The following is a 20432-nucleotide window of genomic DNA, read 5'->3' as shown; positions in this document are numbered from 1 at the left end:
GACCCCTCAAAGATGATGAGGTTGATAGGTCTGAGGTGGACGCGTGGCGACACGTGCAGCTGACAGATACTAATCGGTCGAGGGCTTATCCTAATGGTTTAAGTCAACGCACCGGTATTTCATCAACGACGCTATCCAGTTTTGAGTGAATAACACTCTATATTGGTCTGGTGGTGATGGCGAAGAGGTCACACCCGTTCCCATGCCGAACACGGCCGTTAAGCTCTTCAGCGCCGATGGTAATCGGGGGGCAACCCCCCGTGAGAGTAGGACGCTGCCAGGCTAATTGAATGCCGCACCTAAGATGGTGCGGTTTTTTACTATATCTTTTATACTAAAAAGTTTGAATTTTGGCAATTGAGCATGGGTTTTATTTCAACCTTTTTGTTACTGCAGTAATTGGGTAAATATAAAAGAATTCCCTGCTTGGTTACTTGCTTTTTCCTCTACCGAGGAAGGTTAAGCTTTACGAAAGGAGGCGAGCATAATGGAAGAATTCTTTTCTACTAATGAATATGCCATCATGTTTACCCGCTTAATTTTAGCGGCTTCTTTAGCAGGAGCAATTGGAATTGAACGTGAATATAAAGACCATCCGGCTGGTTTTCGTACTCATTTGCTTGTTGGGCTTGGAGCTTGTTTGGTGATGTTGATGGCTATGTTTGGCTTTGAAAGCTATATGGAAGCAAACCCAGATGTGGTAGCGTACGACCCTTCTCGTTTAGCCGCTTATGTTATTAGCGGGGTTGGCTTTTTAGGCGCGGGGACTATTATTGTGCAAGGTGTTTCAGTTCGTGGGCTAACTACAGCTGCTTCGATATGGGTGGTAGCTGGAATTGGGCTTGCTACTGGTGCAGGAATGTATTTTGCTGCCATCTTAACTACGTTTATTGTTTTGTTAAGCTTGTTTTTCCTCAACCGTATTGATCAATTGTTTAAAAAACCACAACGGTTAGAGGAAGTAAATGTGGTCTTGCATGAGCAGGAAGGCAAACTCCATTATATTATTAGTGAGTTGGAGCATGTGGGAGTGGCAATTGTGAAGATAAGGGCAGAATCTCAACGACGTCAGGAAGAGGGGAAAAACTCTTATCACATTGAAATCAAACGTCCTGATTCAGTTGAACCAGGCATCATTTATGAACGCTTGCAAAAACAAGATGGTGTGATAGAAACACAAATCACCAAGCCGTCACGTATAAAAGTATAAGAGATTGTTTAAATATAGGGTAAGGAGAGGCTCTTGCGTTTTGCATGAGAGTGTATTATATTTATAGTCAAAGATAGTCAAGGTCAAGAGAAAGGAGCTCACGGGGATGCGGAATATTTCTGATATTATTGAAAATCATTTAAAGTCGATCCTTACCCAGAGTGACCGAGACTTAATTGAAATTAAAAGAAGTGAGTTAGCGCAGCGTTTTCAGTGTGTTCCTTCACAAATTAATTATGTTATCCGCACAAGATTTACGGTTGAAAAAGGCTATATTGTGGAAAGTAAAAGAGGAGGCGGAGGTTATATCCGCATTTCTAAAGTTAAACCGGCTGACCAAGCTGATCTTTGCCAACAGTTAATGAGTACGGTCGGTAAGCAAATAGATCAACAAACCGCAGAAAGTGTTATTGTGCGTTTATTAGAAGAAGATGCGATTACAAATAGAGAAGCAAAGTTGTTATTAGCTGTTATTGAACGAAACGTAATCACGCTTGCTGAACCTCAGTCCCGTGATTATATCCGGGCTAATATTATGCAATCAGTGTTACAACGATTGCGTTATGAGCATGCGTAGCATTTAAAAGAGGGGGGTTTAAAATGCTGTGCCAAGAGTGCCAGAAGAATTCTGCCACACTTCATTTCACCAAGATCGTAAATGGAAAGAAGACTGAAACGCATTTATGTGATTATTGTGCTAAAGAAAAAGGAGATCACGTTCCAGGGTCGAATAGTTACTCCATTCACGAATTATTATCAGGTTTGTTAAATGGAGAGGATTTTTTTTCCAACCAACAGACCTCTCGGCAAATGAAGAAAAAAAGCCTCCATTGCCCGAACTGCCAGATGACTTATGAAAAGTTCACCAAGTTAGGTCGTTTTGGTTGTTCGAAGTGTTACCAAGCCTTCGGCGAGCGGCTAGATCCTATACTTAAACGGGTGCACAGTGGAAATACCGTTCATGCCGGCAAAATTCCTAAAAGAGTGGGTAGTCACCTTCAAGCTCAAAGAGAAATTGAAGACCTAAAAAAGGATATGCAGCGCTATATTGAGAATGAAGAATTTGAGAAGGCTGCAGAGGTTCGGGATCGTCTTCGTTCTTTGCAAGGCAATGAGGTGGATAAAGGGGAGGGTTCCTGATGTCATTGGAGCGATTTATCTCTGAAGCGATTAGTCCCTGGATGAAACGTGAAGGAGCTGAATCAGATATAGTGCTTAGCACTCGAGTGCGTTTGGCAAGAAACTTGGATCAATATCCGTTCCCAATTATCGCTCCTGAGGAGTCTTCCTATGCTCTTTTTCAATACTTGCAAAAAGAATTTCAGGACCAGGAGTATGCAGACAAAGGGAAGCTTGAAGTCATACCGGTGGATGATCTTTCTCAAAATGAAAAGCGGGTGTTGGTCGAGAAGCATTTAATTAGCCCCCATTTAGCGGAAAAGTCAAATTACGGTGCTGTCGTATTAAGTGAAGATGAAGCAGTGAGTTTGATGGTTAATGAAGAAGACCACCTTCGTCTTCAATGTCTCTTTCCTGGTCTCGAGTTACGAGAAGGCTTAACTTTTGCCAGTTATTTAGATGATTGGCTGGAAGGTAAAGTAACGTATGCTTTTGATGAAAAACGAGGCTATTTAACAAGCTGTCCAACGAATGTGGGGACAGGAATGAGGGCATCTGTTATGATGCACTTACCGGCTCTTGTCATGACCCAGCAGCTTAATCGCATTCTGCCGGCTGTAAATCAACTCGGTCTGGTAGTAAGAGGGATCTACGGAGAAGGTAGTGAAGCGCTTGGCAACCTTTTTCAGATTTCTAACCAGATGACACTAGGGAAAACAGAAGAAGATATAGTGGAAGAGTTACAGGGTGTAGTCCAGCAGCTAATTCAGCATGAACGCGCAGCGAGAGAACAGATTTTGGAATCTTCTAAGGTGAAGCTACTTGATAAAGTGAATCGATCATATGGGTTGCTTTCTCATAGTTATGTGATGGAGTCTAAAGAAGCAGCACAGTTATTATCTGACGTCCGCTTAGGAATTGACCTGGAGCTTATCCAGGGGGTATCTAAGAACATTTTAAGTGAATTAATGATTTTAACTCAGCCTGGTATGCTTCAACAATATGCAGGGAAAGGGTTAACCCCGGATCAGCGGGATGAAAGACGTGCAGCTTTGATTCGCGAACGAATGCAGCTTGAGCAAGGAAGCTCTGATTAATCAATGGAGGTGTTGTCTCGATGATGTTTGGAAGGTTTACAGAACGGGCACAAAAGGTGTTAGCACTAGCGCAGGAAGAAGCCATTCGACTTGGCCACAACAATATAGGTACAGAACACATCTTGCTTGGGTTGATTCGAGAAGGAGACGGGATAGCGGCTAAAGCTTTACACGCTCTCTCTTTAGAAAGCGAACAAATTCAACAAGAAGTAGAAACGTTAATAGGTGCAGGTCAAGAAGGATCTAAAACCATTCATTATACACCACGAGCCAAAAAAGTGATTGAGCTCTCAATGGATGAAGCACGTAAATTAGGTCATTCCTACGTAGGTACAGAACATGTTCTCTTAGGGCTTATTCGCGAAGGAGAAGGAGTAGCTGCCCGGGTGTTAAATAACCTTGGGGTCAGCCTGAACAAAGCCAGACAGCAAGTTCTTCAACTACTTGGAAGCAACGAATCCTCTGCAAATAATAATAATGGTGGGCAAGCTGCAGCTACGGGCGCCAATGCAAACACCCCTACCCTTGATAGTTTAGCGAGAGATTTAACCGCTGTAGCTAAAGAAGAAGGATTAGACCCGGTGATTGGCCGGAGCCAGGAAATTGAGCGTGTTATCCAAGTCTTATCTCGCCGTACGAAAAATAACCCTGTGTTGATCGGTGAGCCCGGGGTGGGTAAAACAGCGATTGCAGAAGGATTGGCTCAATCGATTATTTCGAATGAAGTCCCCGAAATATTGCGGAATAAGCGGGTTATGACCCTGGATATGGGTACAGTAGTAGCAGGGACAAAATACCGCGGCGAGTTTGAAGATCGATTGAAGAAAGTGATGGAAGAGATCCGCCAGGCTGGTAATGTTGTGTTGTTCATTGATGAACTTCATACGCTGATTGGTGCAGGCGGAGCAGAAGGTGCTATTGATGCTTCTAATATTTTAAAACCATCTCTTGCCCGCGGAGAATTGCAATGTATCGGGGCTACGACGTTGGATGAATACCGGAAATACATTGAAAAAGATGCAGCATTAGAACGCCGTTTCCAACCGATTCAAGTAGATGAACCTACCATTGATGAGTCGATTCAAATCTTAAGCGGCTTACGTGACCGTTATGAAGCTCACCATCGTGTCACCATTACTGATGAAGCGATCGCAGAAGCGGTAAAGATGTCTGATCGTTATATTTCCGACCGCTTTTTACCTGATAAGGCGATTGACTTAATTGATGAGGCAGGATCGAAAGTCCGCTTAAAATCCTATACCGCTCCGCCAAACCTCAAAGAGCTAGAGCAGAAGCTGGAAGAGACGCGGAAAGAAAAAGATGCCGCCGTGCAAAGCCAGGAATTTGAAAAAGCCGCTTCATTACGAGACAGTGAACAGCGACTGCGTGAAGAACTTGAAAATATGAAAAATGAGTGGCGGGAAAAACAAGGTCAAGAAGATACACAAGTGGGCACTGAAGATATTGCTCAAGTTGTTGCTAGCTGGACGGGAATACCGGTTTCAAAGCTTGAAGAAGAAGAAACAGAGCGGTTGCTTAAAATGGAGGAAATTTTACACAACCGTGTCGTTGGTCAAGAAGAAGCTGTTAAGGCGGTCTCAAAAGCAGTCCGTCGTGCACGGGCCGGACTGAAAGACCCAAAACGTCCAATTGGTTCTTTCGTTTTCCTTGGTCCTACTGGGGTAGGAAAAACAGAACTAGCACGTGCTGTAGCGGAGACGTTATTTGGCGATGAAGATTCAGTGCTTCGGATCGATATGTCTGAGTACATGGAAAAACATGCTACTAGCCGTCTTGTCGGCTCTCCTCCTGGGTATGTTGGGTTTGAGGAAGGCGGACAGTTAACTGAAAAAGTTCGTCAGTACCCTTACTCTGTTATTTTGCTTGATGAAATTGAAAAAGCGCACCCAGAAGTGTTTAACATTTTGTTGCAAGTGCTTGAAGATGGCCACCTCACCGATTCGAAAGGACGCAAGGTGGATTTTCGCAATACAGCGATTATCATGACGTCAAACGTAGGTGCTGCCACATTAAAACGAAATAAATTTGTAGGCTTTACGACCAATTCGGAAGACCAGGAACACGCAGACATGAAATCCAAAGTCATGACGGAACTTAAGAACACGTTCCGGCCTGAATTTTTAAACCGGATTGATGAAATTATTGTCTTCCATAGCTTGGAGAAAAGGCATATTAAAGAAATTGTAGGCTTAATGGCGGGCGAACTGAAAAAGCGTCTTGCTGAGCAGGAGATTGAGTTTGAGCTTACGCCAACGGCTCAGGATAAAATTGCAGACGAAGGGTTTGACCCAGAGTACGGGGCACGGCCACTCCGCCGAGCTCTGCAAAAGCAAGTCGAAGACCGCCTTTCTGAAGCCCTTCTTACCGGAGATATTCAAAAAGGGCAGACGGCCGTTATTGACTGGAATGAAGATGGTTTCTTTGTAGATTTAAAAGCCAAGGCTAAGTCGTAAAGCTTTAACAACCGAGGGATTCTCCCCTCGGTTTTTTTACCATAGAACGGAGCAGCTTCACTTATATAACAAAGAATGTGTTTTTCACACTTAGGACTAAGTGTGAAGACTTTCGAAACTTCCTAGAGAAGGGACTTATAAACAATCAAAGTGTCCCATGATAAAATGAACGTAAGAAAAAGGCGAGAAGGCGGGAATCAACATGGCTAAAACGAACACCAAATTTGTCTGCCAGGAATGCGGCTATGAATCAAGGAAATGGATGGGGCGTTGTCCAGGCTGTCAAGGTTGGAATTCAATGGTGGAAGAAACGGAGATTGTTTCAAAGGGAAAAGAACGTACCTCCACCGTGGTAGGAAGCGGCGGTGAACGAGAAAAGCCTCTGTCCATTCAACAGGTTTCGGGGGAAGAGGAACCGAGGATTCGCACAACGATAGCCGAGCTGAACCGAGTACTTGGCGGAGGGATTGTGCCGGGTTCATTAGTGCTTGTTGGCGGAGACCCAGGCATTGGTAAATCGACTCTGCTTTTACAAATGAGTGCAGTTTTAGCAGAAGCAAAGCATTCTGTACTATATATTTCTGGAGAAGAATCCATGAAACAAACAAAACTGAGAGCTGATCGTCTTGATGTTAAAGCGGACTCTTTGTATATTTTAGCGGAAACGGACATGGATTATATTGAACAAGCGATTAAACAAACAAAGCCGGCTATGGTCATTGTAGATTCGATTCAAACTGTTTACAGGAGTGATATTACCTCGGCGCCGGGAAGCGTGGCACAAGTGCGGGAGTCAACTGCTTCGTTGATGAGTATAGCCAAAAGTCAGGGAATTGCTGTATTTGTGGTAGGGCATGTAACTAAGCAAGGATCAATTGCCGGGCCGAAGCTGTTGGAGCATATGGTCGATTCTGTCCTTTATTTTGAGGGAGAGCGTCACCATACATACCGGATTTTGCGAGCCGTAAAAAACCGCTTTGGTTCTACCAATGAAATCGGAATCTTTGAGATGGAAGAGTCAGGCCTGACTGAAGTGAAAAACCCATCTGAAATCTTTTTAGAAGAAAGATCAGGTGGAACAGCCGGATCTACAGTGGTAGCGGCCATGGAAGGAACCCGCCCTGTACTGGTAGAAATCCAGGCCCTCGTTTCCCCGACCTCTTATGCTAATCCTAAACGTACGGCGACTGGTTTAGACCATAACCGTGTTTCTTTATTAATGGCAGTGCTTGAAAAACGGGTCGGTATGCTGCTGCAAAACCAAGATGCATATATGAATGTAGCTGGAGGGGTAAAGCTAGATGAACCCGCCGTGGACTTAGCTATTGCTATTAGTATTGCGTCAAGCTTCCGCGACCAGGCCACAAACGGGGCAGATGCGGTTATGGGTGAGATCGGTTTGACCGGGGAGATTCGTCGCATTTCCCGGGTGGAACAAAGGGTGAGAGAAGCGGCTAAGCTTGGGTTTAAACGAGCGATTATCCCGGCTAAAAATGAGACAGGCTGGACCAAGCCCGATGGCATTGAAATTGTACCGGTTAGAACATTAGAAGAAGCACTCCAAGAATCGATGTCAGGAGGAAAGGGAGTGTGGTAACCAAGCGCTTCGAGAAGGGAAACGAATTTGGAAAAAGAGGAGAGGTAAGAAGTGGCTACTAAAAAAGAGAGAGAAAAGTTTATCCGAAACGTTTTGCACTATGTAGCACCGGGGAGCCCGCTCAGAAATGGAATTGACAATGTACTTCGGGCACGGACCGGGGGTTTAATTGTTTTAGGGTATGGCGAAGATATAAAAGGGCTCGTTGATGGAGGGTTTTACATTAATTGTGAGTTTTCTCCTGCGTATTTATACGAATTAGCAAAAATGGATGGAGCCATTATTTTAACGCAGGATGGAAAAAAGATTCTTTATGCTAATACTCAGCTGGTTCCTGACAATTCGATCCCATCAACAGAGACAGGGATTCGCCATCGTACGGCACAACGAGTAGCTAGACAGACAGGGCATTTAGTCATTTCGATTTCTCAGCGTAGACACGTTATTACGTTGTATCAGGATGAACACCGCTACGCGTTAAAAGACATGGGTGTTATTTTAACAAAAGCGAATCAGGCAATCCAAACACTGGAAAAGTACAAAGTCGTACTTGACCAAAGCATTACCAACCTTGGTGCGCTGGAATTTGAAGAATTAGTCACAGTGCAAGATGTGACACAAGTTATACATCGTATAGAAATGGTATTGCGGATTAAAAATGAAATTCATAATTATATTAATGAACTGGGGAATGAAGGTCGATTAATCACCATGCAACTTAATGAACTCATTTCTAACATGGAAGAAGAAGCGGCTCTTCTGCTTAAAGATTATATGAGAGACCCATCCCGAAAAGGGGAAGAAGCCTTACAAGAATTGCAGCGTTTATCAAATGATGAATTGTTAGATGACCATGTCATTATGAAGGTGCTCGGCTATCAACGTACTGCTAATTTAACAGAGCAGAATTTATCACCGCGCGGATTTAGAATGCTGTACAAGATTCCGCGGCTTCCTTTAGCCATTGTAGAAAATTTAGTAGAAAGGTATCAAAGCCTCAACCGTATTATGATGGCTTCTATTGAGGATTTGGATCAAGTCAATGGCGTCGGTGAAGCCAGAGCGCGCACGATAAAAGAAGGGTTACAGCGTATTCAAGAGCAATTGTTTGTGGATCGGCATATTTAAAAAACTTGATTTAGACACATATTTATTATATAATAGAAAATTCGACAAATTGACAATGTTCAAACATTTTGTTAGGTTAACGTTAGGTGACAATTACATGTGAGATTGTGAGAACTGCAGAATTGAAGGTTTGGCTAATGGTATATTGACCATACTAAATAGAGGAGGTGAGTGGCATGTTAAGATGGATTCTACAATTGTTTTTTGTTCTTACCGGAGGAGCGATTGGTTATTTATTTATTCCAGAACTTATATCATTTATTAATATTGAAACCGCTCCGAATTGGACTGAACATCCATTTGTAGGAGCTGTAGTCGGGGCTTGCCTTATGTATCTAGGAACATTTTGGATTGTTGACTATCTTGTTCATGGGATGCAAAAGGTAGAAGAAATGATTGTAAACGCCCCAGTGGCAGATGTTTTATTTGGCACACTTGGTCTTGTGTTTGGTTTAGTTGTCGCTTTTTTAGTCAGTATTCCGTTAAATACTATTCAATTGCCGGTAGTTAGCGAATTAGTGCCGGTATTTATGACCTTTTTCCTCGGTTATTTTGGGTTTAAGGTTGGCTTTAAGAAACGAGATGAGCTCACCCAACTGTTTACATCTGCCAAGGTGGGGAGTAAAGAAAAACAGGCCAAAGAAGAGGGGCAGTTCCTCCCGGCAGTTGGTTACGCTGACAAATCAGACCAGACTGAACATGCTCCTAAGCCTAAAATTCTTGATACGAGTGTAATTATTGATGGTCGAATTTCAGATGTGTGTAAAACTGGCTTTCTAGAAGGAACGTTAATCATACCTGAATTCGTGTTAGAAGAACTTCAGCATATTGCTGATTCTTCGGATGCGTTAAAGCGAAATCGAGGCAGGCGTGGCCTTGATATTTTAAACAGTATTCAAAAAGACCAGCCTATTCAAGTGCGGATTGAAGACATTGATTTTGATGACATTCAAGAAGTAGATAGCAAACTTGTGAAGCTAGCCAAGGTAATGAATGGCTTTGTGGTTACGAATGACTTTAATTTAAATAAAGTCTGTGATTTACAAGGTGTAGCCGTATTGAATATTAATGATCTTTCAAATGCAGTTAAACCGGTCGTTTTACCTGGAGAAGAACTTCATGTTCAAGTAATAAAAGACGGAAAAGAGCCGGACCAGGGTGTTGCTTATTTAGACGATGGTACTATGATTGTAGTTGAAGGCGGCAAGGAATATATTGGCCGGCAGGTAGAAGTAGTTGTAACAAGTGTGTTGCAAACAAGTGCCGGACGCATGATTTTTGCGAAGCCAAAAGTCTATGAACAGGCACTGTAAATGACAAGGGGCAAGGTCGTCTAAAGCAAAGTGAAGATTGCTTTAGGCGACTTTTAAATTGTATGATAAAATGTGCTATAGACAAAATAGTAATTGGAGCGCAAAACAATGTCCTATGCTGTAATCATACCCGCTGCCGGTCAAGGCAAAAGAATGAAAGCGGGCCTTAATAAACAATTTTTACATTTGCGGCAGCTGCCTCTTATCATTCGTACCTTGCGTGTTTTTGAGCAGGACGAGCATTGTGAAGAAGTCATTGTCGTTGTTAATCCAGAAGAAACAGAAGAAATGGCCGTCCTTTTTGCGGAGCATGGTATTCAGAAAGTCACGAACATCGTCTCTGGAGGGAAGGAACGGCAAGATAGTGTATATGAGGGTCTAAAGCAGGTGCGTTCCCAGGAAGTGGTCATGGTTCACGACGGGGCTCGTCCATTTGTCACTAAAGAGCGCATTCATGCGCTTGAAGCGGAGGCGAAAAATAGCGGGGGAGCTGTATTAGCCGTTCCTGTTACTGACACAATAAAAAGGGCTTCAAACTCGCGGGTAGAAGAGACGTTGGCTCGCTCAGAGCTTTGGGCCGCACAAACGCCTCAGGCTTTTAAGTTTGAAGTGTTGATGGATGCTTACGCTCAGGCTGTAGACCAAGGCTTTCAAGGTACTGATGATTCGGGGCTTGTTGAGTGGAATGGTTATCCGGTGGCGATTGTAGAAGGGGACTATGACAATATTAAGTTAACAACTCCAGAAGATATGGTTCGGGCAGAAGCCATTATACAAAAGCGAGAGGAGAGCCCGAAATGAAGATAGGTCAAGGATTTGATGTGCATCGTTTAGCAGAAGGGGAGTCTCTGATTCTCGGAGGAGTAACTATCCCGTTTGAGAAAGGCCTGGTAGGTCACTCGGATGCTGATGTTTTGCTGCATGCTATTACGGATGCCTGTTTGGGAGCGATAGGAGCGGGCGATATCGGCAAGCATTTTCCGGACACGGATGAGGCGTATAAGGGGGCCGATTCAAAAGCGTTGCTGCAGGAAGTAATGACGATGGTAGAGAAGAAAGGTTACCACGTAGGGAACATGGACGCGACGATCATGGCCCAAAAGCCAAAAATGGCTCCATACATAGAGGAAATGCAGCAAACGATTGCTCCTCTGTTAAAGGTTGAAGCAAGCGAAATAAATGTAAAAGCTACGACCACAGAACAGTTAGGGTTTACAGGACGTGGGGAAGGCATTGCAGCCCAAGCTGTAGTCCTGCTGAAAAAATAAGAGGTCCTCAAGAGGTTACCTTGACGTGACGGTAGTTTAGAGTGATAAAATAAACCATAGTTTTACGAAATTTAAAAAGCGGAAGGTGTCAAAACATGTCATCACAAGAAGTTCGAGTCCGGTTTGCTCCTAGTCCTACCGGCCATCTCCATATAGGGGGCGCACGCTCTGCTCTCTTTAATTATCTATATGCAAGACATCACGGCGGCAAATTTATTGTGCGGATTGAAGACACAGACCAGGCCCGAAACGTGGAAGAAGCTACAGACAAGTTGATGACGAGCTTAAAGTGGCTTGGCATTGATTGGGATGAAAGTACAGATGTTGGCGGGCCGCACGGACCGTATCGTTCGATGGAGCGCTTGGATACGTATCAATCTTATCTGAACCAGCTGCTAGAGGAAGACAAAGCATATTATTGCTATATGACCGAAGCAGAGCTCGAAGCTGAACGTGAAGCTCAGCTTGCGCGTGGAGAAATGCCTAAATATAGCGGCCGAGATCGCAACTTAACGCAGGAAGAGCGCGAAGCATTTGAGGCGAAAGGGTTAAAGCCAGTTGTGCGCTTTAAGGTGCCGCAGGGCGATACGGTCGTCATTGATGATGCCGTTCGCGGCAAGGTGTCCTTTGAGACCGAAGGAATTGGTGATTTTGTAATTGCCCGCAGCGATGGAGTACCGACTTATAATTTTGCTGTGGTGATCGATGACCACCTTATGAAAATTTCTCACGTTATCCGCGGGGAAGAGCATCTTTCCAACGCTCCGCGCCAGGCCCTTGTTTTTGAAGCGCTAGGGTTTGAAAAGCCTAAATTTGCTCATGCGTCGTTGATATTAAACCCAGACCGGCAAAAGATGAGCAAACGTGATGAATCAATCATGCAATTTGTTGAACAGTACAAAGAGCTTGGGTACTTGCCGGAAGCTATAGTTAACTTCCTTGCTTTGCTTGGCTGGTCTCCAGTCGGTGAACAAGAGCTCTTTACGATCGATGAATTGATTGAACAGTTCAGCCTTGAACGTGTTTCGAAAGCCCCGGCGGTATTTGATACTGATAAATTGGCCTGGGTTAATAACCAATACGTTAAAGAAGCAGACAGTGACCGTTTAACAGATTTGGCGATTCCTCATTTACAGGAAGCTGGCCATCTCGAAGCTGACGTTTCGGCTGAGAAAAGGGAGTGGCTCAAGAAGTTAGTGAAGCTGTATCAAGAACAAATGCATTATGCAGCGGAAATAGTACCACTTTCGAAGTTGTTTTTCCAAAAAGAGATCTCTTACCCAGAAGAGGTGCAGCCCGTTCTTAAAGAAGAACAAGTGAGTGAAGTGTTGAGTCATTTCAAATCTGAAGTCGAACAATTAGAAGATGAAGACTTCAACCCAGAGAATGTTAAAAAAGCAGCAAAAACCACTCAAAAAGCGACTGGTCATAAAGGCAAAAAGCTGTTTATGCCGATTCGCGTGGCTGCTACCGGCCAAATGCATGGGCCGGAACTGCCGGATGCTATTTATTTGCTGGGTAAAGAAACTGTGTTGGCTCGTTTGGATCAGGCATTGGAGATTGCTTAAGATAACACCAGCAGCTAAAAATGAATAAACCATCGCGTTTGATGAGGAAGAACGTAAGCATAGCCGCTTTCCTACCAGAGAAAATCACCATCGGCTGGAAGTGATTCAGGAAAAACTATGCTGAAACTGCCCCTCGGAGTCCTTGGCAGAATGAAGTACGCTAAGGCGTTTTGTCTGCGTTACCAGACTGTCCAAGCGAACAGGTGAGGCTGAAGGGTCCCTGTTAAGCAGAGTGGAACCGCGTGTAAGCGTCTCTGTGCCCTTTAGGGGGCAAGAGACGCTTTTTCTTTTGGTAATAGCCATGTAATGTATCAGCTTTGAATGCTCCCGCACAGCTAGTAGGGGAGACGACAGAACAAAATAATCTACAGCTATTGTAACGGTAAGGGAGCGTTGTATTCAGTAACATTTTCGTAGATTTAAGGATTCATAAACAGTGAAGTGGCAAGAAAGCGGGCGTTTGAATATAGATAGCGAGAAAGAGGGGGAGAGGATGTTCAAAACGTTTATCAACGATATAGATGTAGTATTTGAACAAGATCCGGCCGCAAGAAGCCGCTTAGAAGTAGTATTGACGTATTCGGGGGTTCACGCGGTGTGGGCGCACCGTCTGGCCCATGGACTTTGGCGGAGAAAGCTGTATTTCTTAGCACGCCTTCTCTCCCAGGTCAGCCGTTTTATAACTGGAATTGAAATACACCCAGGGGCAAAAATTGGCCAGCGGCTCTTTATTGACCATGGTATGGGTGTTGTTATCGGAGAGACTTGTGAGATTGGAGATAACGTCACTATCTATCAAGGTGTGACGTTAGGGGGAACAGGAAAAGAAAAAGGCAAGCGGCATCCAACGATTGAAGATAATGTGCTAATTGCTAGCGGTGCTAAGGTGTTAGGTTCGATGAGGATTGGGGAGTATGCTAATATCGGCGCTGGTTCGGTCGTGTTAAAAGAAGTACCACCAAACTCTACTGTAGTTGGCATTCCAGGGAAAGTTGTTGTTCAAGATGGAGTTAAGGTGGAGCAAAATCTTGACCATCATAAACTTCCGGACCCTGTTGCTGAACACATGAAGCACTTAGAGGAAGAGCTTGCTAAGCTGCAGCAAAAGGTGGACGAACTAGAGCACAAGGACGCAGAGAGAGGAAGGGAATGAGAAAAGATGGGGTTACATGTATATAATACACTGACGCGTGCAAAAGAAAGCTTTCAACCGCTCGTTTCGAATCGGGTTAGCATGTATGTATGCGGGCCGACAGTTTACAACTATATTCATATTGGGAACGCCAGGCCTGCGATTGTCTTTGATATGGTAAGGCGGTATTTGACGTACCTTGGCTATGAGGTAACCTATGTCTCTAATTTTACAGATGTGGATGATAAAATCATTCGAGCAGCGGAAGAGACAGGAGAAGATGTGGAACAACTAGCAGAAAAATTCATTGCAGCGTACCACGAAGATACAGAAGCTCTCGGGGTGCAAAAAGCCGATCTTCATCCACGAGTAATGAAGACGATGGACGACATTATTGCGTTTATCGGCCGTTTAATTGAAAAAGGCTATGCCTATGAAGCGGATGGAGATGTTTATTTTAAAACCCATTCTTTCCAAGGTTATGGTAAACTCTCGGACCAGTCGGTTGATGATTTACAAGCAGGGGCACGAATTGAAGTGGGAGAGAAAAAACAAGACCCGCTCGATTTTGCGTTATGGAAAGGAGCCAAGAGTGGAGAAATTGCCTGGGATAGTCCATGGGGAAAAGGGCGGCCGGGGTGGCACATTGAATGTTCTGCAATGGTGAAAAAGTATTTAGGAGACACTATTGATATCCATGCGGGCGGGCAGGATTTGGCCTTTCCTCACCATGAAAATGAAATTGCTCAGTCTGAAGCTTTGACAGGGAAAACGATGGCGAATTATTGGATGCATAACGGCTATATTAAAGTGGAAGATGAGAAAATGTCTAAATCACTAGGCAACTTTATTTTAGTCCATGATATTGTTCGCCAGTTTGACCCGAATGTCGTTCGCTTTTTCATGCTGCAATCGCATTACCGCAATCCTATTAATTTTAGTGACGAATTGCTGCAGCAGGCAAAAAGCAGTTATTCCCGCATTGGCACTTTTATTCGTAATGCCAAGCACCGCTTAGAGCTTAGTGCGGATTTAGGAGAACCTGCAAATTGGCAAGACACAATTAACGGATTTCGAGATCGATTTATACGTGAAATGAATGACGATTTTAATACCCCGAATGCCTTCACAGTCGTTTTCGACTTTATTAAAGAAGCGAATCGTTATTTAGAGAATGACCACTCTTCCAAAAGAGTATTACAGGAAATGCTCTCTTTGCTTAAAGAATGGGAAGAGGTGCTTGGGGTGCAATTTGAACAAGAAGAAGAAGTCCTCGATGAGACGATTGAAGAGTGGATTGAAAAACGAAATGAAGCGCGAAAAAACCGTGATTTTAAGGAAGCTGACCGTATTCGTGATGAACTTCAGGAAAAAGGTATCGTTCTAGAAGATACGCCGCAAGGCACGCGCTGGAAACGAGAGAATTAGAGATGAAACATGAAGAAATGAAAGTTGACCCACATCAAATGAATGCCCTCGCCTTGGCTTATGTCGGTGATGCTGTCTTTGACTTGTTTATAAGAAGGCTTATTATAAGTAAAGGAACAGTTAAGCCGAATCAATTTCATAAAGAAGCAACCAAGTATGTCACTGCTCCTGCCCAGGCTGCAGCTGCTCATGCTCTAATTGAAAACAATGATCTAATGACAGAAGAACAAGCAGTGCTAAGACGAGGTAGAAATGCCAAATCAGGGACCGTTCCACGCAGCACGGACGTAACCACCTACCGTTATAGTACTGCATTTGAAGCGCTGGTCGGTTTTCTATATTTACTCCAGCGGGAAGAGCGGCTGCAGAAAATTATGGAGCTGGCTGTGGATTCTATTGAATTAGCGCAAGAAAGAGAGGATTCTTAAATGAGTGATGAATGGATCGTAGGGAAAAACGCAGTGATTGAAGCATTGAAGTCAGAACGCCCCGTGCATAAAGTCTGGCTGTTGGAAGGAGCCAAGGCTCATACCATGAAGCAGGTGGTTCAGCAAGCCAAGGTTAATGATGCTTTAATTCAACATGTCCCAAAACAGAAATTGGACGAGCTTGCAGGGACAAAAAACCATCAAGGTGTAGTCGCCTCGGTAGCTGCTTATGACTATGCCGAGCTGGACCAATTGTTTGAGCGAGCAACCCAGAGAGAGGAAGATCCATTTTTTCTCATTTTGGACGGAGTGGAAGACCCTCATAATCTCGGCTCGATTATGAGGACCGCAGATGCTGTTGGGGCTCACGGCATTATTATTCCGAAAAGGCGTTCGGCTGGACTGACCCAGGCGGTAGCAAAAGCTTCGACCGGAGCGATTGAACATGTGCCCGTTACACGCGTAACTAATATTTCCCGCACCTTGGCTGATTTGAAAAAGCGTAACATGTGGATTGCGGGAACAGATGCTTCGGCGAAACAGGATTATCGTCAATTAGATGGCGATATGCCGCTTGGGCTTGTTATTGGAAGCGAGGGAAAAGGGATGAGCAGGCTGGTTAAAGAATCTTGTGATTTCCTAGTAACCATCCCGATGGTCGGACATGTAACTTCGTTGAACGCTTCGGTTGCCGCGAGTTTATTGATGTATGAAGTTTACAATAAACGCTATCCGATAGGGAAGTAATCATGCGAAAAGATATATTGCTCGTCGACGGCTATAACATTATCGGAGATTGGCCTGAACTAAAAATGATTCGAGATCGCGATTTAACCGAAGCACGCGATCTCTTAATTGAAAAGATGGCAGAGTTTCAGGCTTACAAGGGATGGGAGGTCAAAATTATTTTTGACGCTCACATGGTCCCGGGGGTCGGAAGAAACTATGCCCACCATCGCGTAGAAGTTTGCTACACGAGAGAAAATGAAACAGCCGATGAACGTATAGAAAAACTAGTCCGCGAACTAAAAAACATTGAGACCCGTGTCTATGTAGCAACTTCTGATTATGCTGAACAATCTATGACGTTTGGAAGCGGAGCTCTGCGTATTTCGGCCCGGGAATTACGAACTAACACCCAACTAGTAGAGCGGGATATCGAAAATAAGGTGAAGGACACAAAAAACCTTCGCCGAGGGCGGTCATTACCATTGTCAGAAGATGTAGCAGAATTTTTTGACAAATGGCGTCGAAATCGTCGATAGGTAGTTGACGCTTTGGTAACGTGTGCATTATACTATTTCTATATTTATACATCTTGTCGAGGGCGGAGGGATTCGATTGGGTATTGGCCTCAAAGAGAAGCAACAGAACTTCGGTCAAGCAGAAGATGAACAACTCGTTCTCCATGCGAGACAAGGGGATAGTGCGTCCCTCGAACAGCTGATTAACAAGTACAAAAATTTTGTACGGGCGAAGTCGAGGTCTTATTTTCTCATTGGCGCTGATCACGAAGATATCGTTCAAGAAGGCATGATCGGTTTGTTCAAAGCCGTACGAGATTTTAAAGGGGACAAGCTCTCTTCCTTTCGTGCTTTTGCTGAGCTGTGTATTACCCGGCAGATAATCACAGCAATAAAAACAGCTACCCGTCAAAAGCACATCCCTCTGAACTCTTATGTGTCACTGGACAAGCCTCTTTACGATGATGAATCAGATCGAACACTTTTGGATGTGTTATGCGGGACAAAAGTCAGTGACCCAGAGGAACTGCTTGTTAATCAAGAAGAGTTTGATGACATTGACGGTAAGATTACAGAAGTACTCAGTGAACTAGAACAAAAAGTACTCAGGCTTTATTTGGACGGCCAGTCTTACCAAGAAATCTCAGAAGAACTTAACCGCCATGTAAAATCGATTGACAATGCCTTGCAGCGAGTGAAGAGAAAGCTAGAGAAGTATGTAGAAGCAAGTGAGATACGTGTGTAAGCCGCTTTTATTTTTCGCAATTTTCGTAACCGGTTTCAATGAAAGCACTTCTTTCGACAGGGGTCAAGAGGTGCTTTTCCCGTTCGATTGACAACATGTAGGAATTATGGTACCTTCAATTAGCATATAGCGAATCGAAGGCAACCGCTAACCCACTGCAGGTTGATATTGCCGGATGATGATTCAGAATGAACAGAAAGCCGCTACGACAGGTTCAGGTGCGGTTGTTTTTTTTGTTTAAATTTTGTGGTGGCGGGTGGACAAGTCTAATGCACTAGCGTGAAGGAAGAAGAAAAATGTTCCTTCAGCTACTTTATAAAACACTCCGTGATGGAGGTGGGTAACATGGCAGAAGAAACAAACAAAGCTCCTCAAGAGGAAAAAGAGAAAAATCCAATCCGCTTTCTCGGGCAAGTTGGACGTGAAATGAAACGGGTGACGTGGCCGACGAGGCAGGAATTGATGAAATACACCGGTGTCGTCATTCTGACCGTATTTTTTATCTCGGTCTTTTTTGCGATTGTCGATCTCGGTTTCTCCTACCTAGTGCGTACGTTCTTGTAAATAGGTTGGATGTATTGGTAAATAGACCGCTGGAAGGAGGGAAGGACATCTACGGTCCGCTCCCAAATGGAAAAGAATTGGTATGTAGTTCATACTTACTCAGGATACGAGAATAAAGTAAAAACAAATTTGGAAAAACGTGTAGAATCTATGGAAATGACGGATAAAATATTCCGTGTCTTTGTGCCGGTTGAAGAGGAGACCGAATATAAAGATGGCAAGGCGAAGACAGTGACCCGTAAGACCTTCCCGGGCTATGTTATTGTCGAGATGGTGATGACAGATGACTCCTGGTATGTAGTGCGAAATACGCCAGGTGTTACAGGTTTTGTCGGCTCTTCAGGAGCTGGTTCCAAACCGACACCGCTTTTGCCGGATGAAGTAGATGCACTTCTTCGCCAGATGGGTGAAGAAGCTCCGAAAGCAGAAGTAGAATTTGAACTGAAAGAATCAGTTAAAGTAAAAGAAGGCCCGTTTGCAGATTTCACAGGCACAGTAGAAGACATCGATGTGGAAAAAGAGAAAGTGAAAGTCCATGTTAATATGTTCGGGCGAGAGACTCCAGTTGAACTCGAATTTCATCAAGTTGAAAAGATTTCATAATTACTCTTGCTCTTAAGTAATGTTAGTGGTAAGATTCTAATGTTTGATATGTATATATCTAAGCTGTTTTTACCTAACAGCTGTATAAGAGTGGGAGGGCGCAAGGCGTCTGATTAACCACATCACGGACTAAGGAGGTGTGTCGCGTGGCAAAGAAAGTTGAAAAGGTAGTTAAACTTCAAATCCCTGCTGGTAAAGCCAATCCAGCTCCCCCGGTAGGTCCTGCACTTGGTCAAGCCGGTGTGAATATCATGGGATTCTGTAAAGAATTTAACGCGCGTACTGAAGATCAGGCAGGTATGATTATCCCTGTCGAGATTAGTGTATATGAGGATCGTTCGTTTACCTTTATCACCAAAACTCCACCAGCTGCCGTGCTTCTAAAGCAAGCAGCCGGAATTAACAGCGGTTCGGGTGAACCACATGTGAATAAAGTGGGTACGGTGAGTCAGGATAAAGTTCGTGAAATCGCGGAAACGAAAATGCCGGACTTGAATGCAGCTGACGTTGATGCGGCTGTGCGTATGGTCGAAGGTACTGCCCGCAGCATGGGTCTTAACATCGAAGGCTAACACTCGTGCTTGTGCGGAAGGTTGCGATAGCGGCCCGTTATTCGGCTGTTTCGCAACCTTTATTCGTGGGAGGTTAATCCGTTAAAACCACAATTGAGGAGGAAATGAAAGTGGCTAAAACGAGAGGAAAAAAATATCAAGATGCTGTAAAGCTGATTGATCGTGACGCTCAATATAATGTCCAAGAAGCCGTTGAACTCGTGAAAAAAACATCGATTGCTAACTTTGACGAAACAGTTGAAGTAGCTGTTCGTTTGGGTGTTGACCCGCGTAAAGCAGATCAGCAGATTCGCGGCGCTACTGTACTTCCAAATGGTACAGGTAAAACCCAGCGTGTTCTTGTTTTCGCGAAAGGCGATAAAGCAAAAGAAGCAGAAGAAGCTGGCGCTGATTTTGTTGGTGAAGAAGATCTAATCAACCAAATTCAGCAAGGCTGGATGGATTTTGATGTTGTTGTTGCTACGCCTGATATGATGGGGCAAGTTGGTAAGCTTGGTAAGGTGCTTGGGCCAAAAGGTCTCATGCCAAACCCGAAAACAGGCACTGTAACAATGGACGTGTCCAATGCTATCTCTGAAATCAAAGCAGGTAAAGTTGAATACCGCGTTGATAAAGCAGGGAATGTGCATGCGCCAGTAGGCAAAGTTTCATTTACTGAAGATCAGCTTGCAGAGAATGTGAACACAATTGTAGACATTCTCGTTAAAGCAAAGCCAGCTGCCGCAAAAGGCACGTACGTGCAAAACGTAGCTCTTACTTCTACTATGGGTCCAAGTGTCGAAGTGAGCACGTCAACATTAAATCTAAAATAAGAATTGACATCCGACGCAGAAGGGCATATACTTTGTAAGGATTTAATTCAACTAAATAGGATTCATTCTTACCGTAGACAGCAGGTGCCGTCCATGGCTTAATACCCTGCCGAGGTGATGTACGAGTTTG

Annotated in this window: 21 protein-coding genes, 2 rRNA genes and 1 other annotated feature (1 of these 24 only partly in view); all 23 genes read left to right on the top strand. The window is 44.1% G+C overall.

All coding sequences use genetic code 11. From position 1 onward, the window contains the following. Positions 1-93 (top strand): 23S ribosomal RNA (locus D469_RS0117590); the annotation flags it as partial. Between the two features lie 73 nt (positions 94-166). Continuing rightward, positions 167-283 (top strand): 5S ribosomal RNA (gene rrf / locus D469_RS0117585). A 204-nt stretch (positions 284-487) separates the two neighbouring features. Continuing rightward, positions 488-1210 (top strand): MgtC/SapB family protein, encoded by a 723-nt coding sequence (locus D469_RS0117580; RefSeq protein ID WP_018924704.1) that lies wholly within the window; start codon positions 488-490, stop codon positions 1208-1210. Positions 1211-1316: 106 nt separating this feature from the next. Further along, positions 1317-1787, top strand: coding sequence for a CtsR family transcriptional regulator (locus D469_RS0117575; RefSeq protein ID WP_018924703.1), 471 nt, complete (start codon positions 1317-1319; stop codon positions 1785-1787). Between the two features lie 23 nt (positions 1788-1810). Further along, positions 1811-2350: a protein-arginine kinase activator protein McsA gene (locus tag D469_RS0117570; RefSeq protein ID WP_018924702.1), complete on the top strand. Its 540-nt coding sequence runs from the start codon at positions 1811-1813 to the stop codon at positions 2348-2350. Further along, entirely contained in the window at positions 2350-3426 is a 1077-nt protein-coding gene (locus D469_RS0117565) for a protein-arginine kinase McsB (RefSeq protein ID WP_018924701.1), read from the top strand. The genes D469_RS0117570 and D469_RS0117565 overlap by 1 nt, the downstream gene beginning before the upstream one ends. A gap of 20 nt (positions 3427-3446) precedes the next feature. Beyond that, positions 3447-5900, top strand: a complete 2454-nt coding sequence (gene clpC, locus D469_RS0117560; RefSeq protein ID WP_018924700.1) for an ATP-dependent protease ATP-binding subunit ClpC — start codon at positions 3447-3449, stop codon at positions 5898-5900. 202 nt (positions 5901-6102) lie between these two features. After that, on the top strand, positions 6103-7497 hold the full coding sequence (gene radA, locus D469_RS0117555) for a DNA repair protein RadA (RefSeq protein ID WP_018924699.1): 1395 nt from the start codon (positions 6103-6105) through the stop codon (positions 7495-7497). A gap of 51 nt (positions 7498-7548) precedes the next feature. Continuing rightward, on the top strand, positions 7549-8625 hold the full coding sequence (gene disA, locus D469_RS0117550; protein WP_018924698.1) for a DNA integrity scanning diadenylate cyclase DisA: 1077 nt from the start codon (positions 7549-7551) through the stop codon (positions 8623-8625). 176 nt (positions 8626-8801) lie between these two features. After that, positions 8802-9938, top strand: coding sequence for a PIN/TRAM domain-containing protein (locus tag D469_RS0117545; protein WP_018924697.1), 1137 nt, complete (start codon positions 8802-8804; stop codon positions 9936-9938). A 108-nt stretch (positions 9939-10046) separates the two neighbouring features. Then, positions 10047-10739, top strand: coding sequence for a 2-C-methyl-D-erythritol 4-phosphate cytidylyltransferase (ispD, locus tag D469_RS0117540; protein WP_018924696.1), 693 nt, complete (start codon positions 10047-10049; stop codon positions 10737-10739). After that, a complete protein-coding gene (gene ispF / locus D469_RS0117535) occupies positions 10736-11206 on the top strand; it encodes a 2-C-methyl-D-erythritol 2,4-cyclodiphosphate synthase (RefSeq protein ID WP_018924695.1) in 471 nt (156 codons plus the stop codon). The genes ispD and ispF overlap by 4 nt, the downstream gene beginning before the upstream one ends. A gap of 95 nt (positions 11207-11301) precedes the next feature. Continuing rightward, positions 11302-12774, top strand: a complete 1473-nt coding sequence (gene gltX, locus D469_RS0117530; RefSeq protein WP_018924694.1) for a glutamate--tRNA ligase — start codon at positions 11302-11304, stop codon at positions 12772-12774. A gap of 493 nt (positions 12775-13267) precedes the next feature. Continuing rightward, entirely contained in the window at positions 13268-13927 is a 660-nt protein-coding gene (cysE, locus tag D469_RS0117525; protein ID WP_018924693.1) for a serine O-acetyltransferase, read from the top strand. A 6-nt stretch (positions 13928-13933) separates the two neighbouring features. Continuing rightward, positions 13934-15334 carry a cysteine--tRNA ligase gene (cysS, locus tag D469_RS0117520; RefSeq protein WP_018924692.1) on the top strand — a complete coding sequence of 467 codons (1401 nt, stop codon included), beginning with the start codon at positions 13934-13936 and terminating at the stop codon, positions 15332-15334. Between the two features lie 2 nt (positions 15335-15336). Further along, entirely contained in the window at positions 15337-15762 is a 426-nt protein-coding gene (locus D469_RS0117515; protein ID WP_018924691.1) for a Mini-ribonuclease 3, read from the top strand. Beyond that, the gene (gene rlmB, locus D469_RS0117510; protein ID WP_018924690.1) at positions 15763-16509 is read left to right on the top strand and encodes a 23S rRNA (guanosine(2251)-2'-O)-methyltransferase RlmB; all 747 of its coding nucleotides are present in this window, start codon (positions 15763-15765) and stop codon (positions 16507-16509) included. A 2-nt stretch (positions 16510-16511) separates the two neighbouring features. Continuing rightward, complete coding sequence (locus D469_RS0117505) at positions 16512-17027, top strand: NYN domain-containing protein (protein ID WP_018924689.1); 516 nt, start codon at positions 16512-16514, stop codon at positions 17025-17027. Between the two features lie 76 nt (positions 17028-17103). Further along, positions 17104-17751 (top strand): RNA polymerase sporulation sigma factor SigH, encoded by a 648-nt coding sequence (gene sigH / locus D469_RS0117500; protein ID WP_018924688.1) that lies wholly within the window; start codon positions 17104-17106, stop codon positions 17749-17751. 345 nt (positions 17752-18096) lie between these two features. Next, positions 18097-18315 carry a preprotein translocase subunit SecE gene (secE, locus tag D469_RS0117495; RefSeq protein WP_018924687.1) on the top strand — a complete coding sequence of 73 codons (219 nt, stop codon included), beginning with the start codon at positions 18097-18099 and terminating at the stop codon, positions 18313-18315. A gap of 66 nt (positions 18316-18381) precedes the next feature. Continuing rightward, on the top strand, positions 18382-18918 hold the full coding sequence (gene nusG / locus D469_RS0117490) for a transcription termination/antitermination protein NusG (protein WP_018924686.1): 537 nt from the start codon (positions 18382-18384) through the stop codon (positions 18916-18918). A 146-nt stretch (positions 18919-19064) separates the two neighbouring features. Further along, positions 19065-19490: a 50S ribosomal protein L11 gene (rplK, locus tag D469_RS0117485; RefSeq protein ID WP_018924685.1), complete on the top strand. Its 426-nt coding sequence runs from the start codon at positions 19065-19067 to the stop codon at positions 19488-19490. A gap of 104 nt (positions 19491-19594) precedes the next feature. Continuing rightward, positions 19595-20302 (top strand): 50S ribosomal protein L1, encoded by a 708-nt coding sequence (gene rplA, locus D469_RS0117480; protein ID WP_420834859.1) that lies wholly within the window; start codon positions 19595-19597, stop codon positions 20300-20302. A 53-nt stretch (positions 20303-20355) separates the two neighbouring features. After that, positions 20356-20432, top strand: a sequence feature (ribosomal protein L10 leader region); it runs 92 nt beyond the window's last position.

It is taken from the genome of Salsuginibacillus kocurii DSM 18087 (assembly GCF_000377705.1).
In the GTDB taxonomy this organism is placed as follows: domain Bacteria; phylum Bacillota; class Bacilli; order Bacillales; family Marinococcaceae; genus Salsuginibacillus; species Salsuginibacillus kocurii.
The sequence above is the reverse complement of the archived record's forward strand: the minus strand, read 5'-3'. Positions and strand labels throughout refer to the sequence as shown.